The following is a 4,085-nucleotide window of genomic DNA, read 5'->3' as shown; positions in this document are numbered from 1 at the left end:
AAAAGCTCCTGATCAGGAGCTTTTTTTTATTCTGCGGATCTTTTTAATCCGAATTTCTCGATCTTACTATATAAGTGACTGCGTTGGATATCTATATCATCGGCAGTTTTAGATACATTCCAGTTGTTCTTTTCCAATTTAAACTTGATGAATTCTTTTTCAGCATAGTCTTTGTAATCCTGAAAGTTGTTGAATTTATCATAAGCCAAGGCTGGAGAAGGAGCTGTATGGGCAGATCCATTGGGAGTCCCACCTGCTGCACCTATATTCGTTCCTCCACTAGGATTTGCAAATACAGTTACATCATGATCTGTAATGGTTTTATCGCTTAAAATAATCAGACGTTCGATCATGTTGTGTAATTCCCTAACATTACCTGTCCACGGCAGACTTTGTAATGCTGTCATGGCGCTATCGCTGATCTTTTTAACAGGCATGCCATATTCTTTACAAATTTCTTCAAGGAAGCTTTGCGCGATCTCCGGGATATCATCGATGCGCTCACTTAGATGTGGAACATGGATGTTTATAACGTTTAGGCGGTGGTATAAGTCCATGCGGAAATTGCCATCTTCGATTTCTTTTAAAAGATTTTTATTGGTAGCTGCCAGTACACGCACATTCACTTCAAGTTCTTTTTCGCCACCTACACGAGTGATTTTGTGTTCCTGTAATGCGCGTAAAACTTTTGCCTGAGCCGAAAGGCTCATGTCGCCAATTTCATCTAAAAACAGCGTTCCCCCATTGGCAAGTTCAAATTTACCTATACGCTGTTTTACAGCAGAGGTAAATGAACCTTTTTCGTGGCCAAATAATTCACTCTCTATCAGTTCGGATGGAATAGCTGCGCAGTTAACCTCGATAAGAGGGCTGTCGGCACGATTCGATTTTTCGTGTAACCAACGTGCAACCAATTCTTTACCACTACCATTCGCTCCGGTTATTAATACCCTGGCTTCTGTAGGGGCAACACGCTCTATAGTTTCTTTAATTTTGTTTATATTCTCTGAACTACCTAGAATATCTCTTGTTTTGCTAACTTTTCTTTTTAATACTTTGGTTTCAGTAACTAAAGTACCTCTGTCCAGTGCATTTCTAACTGTAATCAGTAGCCTGTTTAAATCCGGTGGTTTTGAAATGAAATCAAATGCACCTTTTTTACTGGCTTCTATTGCGGTTTCGACCGTTCCATGTCCTGAAATCATAATGAATGGAAGGTCCGGGCTATATGCAAGTGCTTGTTCCAACACCTCCATTCCATCCATTTTATTCATCTTGATATCACATAGGACAAGGTCGTATTTCTTCTTTTTGATGAGCTCTAATCCATCTACACCATTGTCAATATCCTCAACTTCATAGTTCTCGTATTCTAAGATTTCACGTAAAGTACTTCTTATCGCTCTCTCATCATCAATTATTAACAATTTTGCCATAGGGTATGCTAAATCTTCTTATTATCCAGTGCTAATATATTATTTTTCAGTTTAATAATGTGTTTTTTTAAAGTTATGAAACTGATATATCATTTAAAAAACAAAATGCAAGCCTGTAAGCCGGGTTCTGTAACCTGATTGCTCAGGTTTTCTATCATTAATCCAGTATAAATGTTGCCATTTATCTCTAACGACCTACCCACTAACATCGGACGAGCAGCCCTACATGCGTTAGCCTATTTGGTCTTTCAACTCCCGGGGTTTACCAGTTCTCCGATCACCCGGAAAAATCGTGAGCTCTTACCTCACGTTTTCAACCTTACCTGTGCTTAAAAGCCATCGGCGGTATGCTTTCTGCGGCACTTTCCATAATTCGGGTGTTCATCCCCAAACCTCTTCCCGTTAGGAAGCGAGATGCTCTGTGTTGCCCGGACTTTCCTCTCCGATATAATCGCAGCGATAGAACGGCTTGCATTTGCGGCAAAGATACAAAATAAGGAATGTATAAATTAAGGTTGTTTACTTTGTCACGTAAATCTTTTTACTGTTTCCTTTGATCGATTTTATTTTGCCAAATAACCTTTTTGCATCAAAAGAATTAAAATAGGTGATTTTTACATTCCCTATTGATTTAACCTTTTCAGCGGGATCGTTAATGTCAAAGGCATTGTTGTATTTAATCTGAATGGCACCAATGGATTTAATTGTTCCAGATTTATCGTGGACATCAAAAGCGTTATTGTATTTAATTTGAATGTTACCGATGGATTTTATTTTTCCTCTGGGATCATGAATATCAAAATTATCATTATAATCAATTTTGATTCCGCCTATCCATTTTATTTTTCCCGATTTTTCATCGTCAAACCGGTCGTAATATTCAATTTTCTGATTGGCAATGAATTTAGAATGTTCGTTATCGGTATATTCTGAATTACTTGTGTAATCTGCAAGTGCTCCTTCGGCCTCATCGATATAAGATATGTCGCCAGTGGAATTTAAACCAATGATGATCATGTTGTTTATAGTTAGTTCGATAGATCTGATTCCATTTTCTCTATCAGAGATTCTAAAATGTGCGCTTGTTAAGGTTTGTGAGCTGGAAATCTGGCTGTGGCACAGCAATAAGCCAAGCACGAACAGGAGTTTGCGTTTCATAGTGGTTTTTCATTAAGTGTGTAACCTAAAGTAAGTAAATCTTATCAATCAGGGGAGAAGAAAATCTTATATTTATGGAAACGACTTGTTCCGTGCATCTTTTTAACAAAGATGAATACACAGAAAATGAAAAGAATTATAACAAAGAATTTCAGTCCAAAATTAATACTAACTATTTTAATGTTGCTGGGCCTTTCAGTTTATGCCAATGCAGCTGATGTAATAAAGCTTATAGTTAAGGAAGATCGTGCAAGTTGTACAGGTGTAGCGCCGCAAACTTGTTTTCAGGTTAAATATAAAAACAGTAAAGGTTGGGAGCTGTTTTACAGCAATATTTCTGGTTTTAATTATAAACCCGGATATCGTTATGTAATTCTGGTAACCCGTACTAAAAGGGCCAATGTTCCTGCCGATGCATCAATTTATACTTATAAACTAAAGAAAGTATTAAAGAAACAAAAGATGCCGGTTAAAACTGGTGAATGGGATTTTGTTGTTAAACATAAATGGAAACTGATTCAGATGAATGGCGTCGCTCTGGAACAATCGCCGGCTTATGTAGTATTTGATAAAGAAAAGGGAAGAGTTAATGGTTTTGCAGGATGTAATTCTTTCTTTGGAGCTTATGAAAAAGGCGATGGTAAACTTACGTTTAAACAAATGGGCAGTACTTTGAGGGCTTGTGTAGATGAAGATAGAAATAGGCTCGAAAGTGAGTTTTTAAAGCTGATAAGCGATAAAACATTGAAATACGATGTTGCTGAACAAACCTTAAATTTTTATGAGAACCACCGCTTGGTTTTAATGTTCGGGATGGCTCCTTTAGATAAGAAATAGGATAAAAAAAACCGGCATCTGATGAAGATGCCGGTTTTTTTTATCCTATTTTAGTGACGTCTTCTATTTGGTACTTCTTTATTCCTTCAGGCATTTCCCATTGCACTATGGCGCCCTTAGTGTAGCCAAGGATTGCTACGCCTATTGGAGAGAGAATGGAAAGGGTATTGTGTTTTCTTCGTGCCTTTGCAGGTGCAACAAGTTTGTATATGAATTCTTTTCCTAATTCCATTTCCTTCACTTTTACATTGGTATCAACCGTAACCACATCAGCTGGTAGTTCATTTCTTAAAACCTGCCTTGCATGTTTTAGTTCCAATTCAAGTTTTGCTTCGTTATACMTGCTTAACTTTCTTCTTCTTAAATGATCTTTAAGGAGGTCGTAAATTCCGGTTGATAGTATGATAGGGGTTTCGTTTATTTTTATTGATTCAGTATTCATGTTTTTTTGTATTGAGTAAATGACTTAATAATTTGATTTGTATGAATAGCCTCAGCCAGTATTAATCGACTGAGGCAATGCCATCGAAGTCTTTATTGTTGTACCAGCTTGTTAAAAAGGTAAATGTACCCGCCGAAAGTAAAACCAACAGTGGTTTAAGTAGTAAAATAGCCAATAGCAAAACTATCAACAGCGCTAAAAGCAGCATTATA

General features: G+C 37.1%; 4 protein-coding genes and 1 other RNA gene. 1 reads left to right on the top strand and 4 read right to left on the bottom strand.

The features are described from left to right. Positions 1–26 precede the first annotated feature (26 nt). The 3 genes from AC1DG9_RS24365 to AC1DG9_RS24355 form a co-directional block, all read right to left on the bottom strand. A complete protein-coding gene (locus tag AC1DG9_RS24365; protein WP_337717964.1) occupies positions 27–1,436 on the bottom strand; it encodes a sigma-54-dependent transcriptional regulator in 1,410 nt (469 codons plus the stop codon). A gap of 100 nt (positions 1,437–1,536) precedes the next feature. Beyond that, an RNA gene (rnpB, locus tag AC1DG9_RS24360) (RNase P RNA component class A) lies at positions 1,537–1,912 on the bottom strand. A gap of 43 nt (positions 1,913–1,955) precedes the next feature. After that, positions 1,956–2,594, bottom strand: coding sequence for a hypothetical protein (locus AC1DG9_RS24355; RefSeq protein ID WP_172660405.1), 639 nt, complete (start codon positions 2,592–2,594; stop codon positions 1,956–1,958). A gap of 126 nt (positions 2,595–2,720) precedes the next feature. Between AC1DG9_RS24355 and AC1DG9_RS24350 the strand changes: the two genes are divergently transcribed. Further along, a complete protein-coding gene (locus AC1DG9_RS24350; RefSeq protein WP_172660404.1) occupies positions 2,721–3,431 on the top strand; it encodes a DUF4377 domain-containing protein in 711 nt (236 codons plus the stop codon). Positions 3,432–3,471: 40 nt separating this feature from the next. Here the strand turns inward: AC1DG9_RS24350 and AC1DG9_RS24345 are convergent, their stop codons facing one another. Further along, positions 3,472–3,873, bottom strand: coding sequence for a GreA/GreB family elongation factor (locus tag AC1DG9_RS24345; RefSeq protein ID WP_477635401.1), 402 nt, complete (start codon positions 3,871–3,873; stop codon positions 3,472–3,474). Positions 3,874–4,085 lie beyond the last annotated feature (212 nt).

The sequence above is a fragment of the Pedobacter sp. 05L430 genome (genome assembly GCF_056397585.1).
Note: the sequence above shows the minus strand (reverse complement) of the source record. Positions and strands in the feature narration are given on the sequence as shown.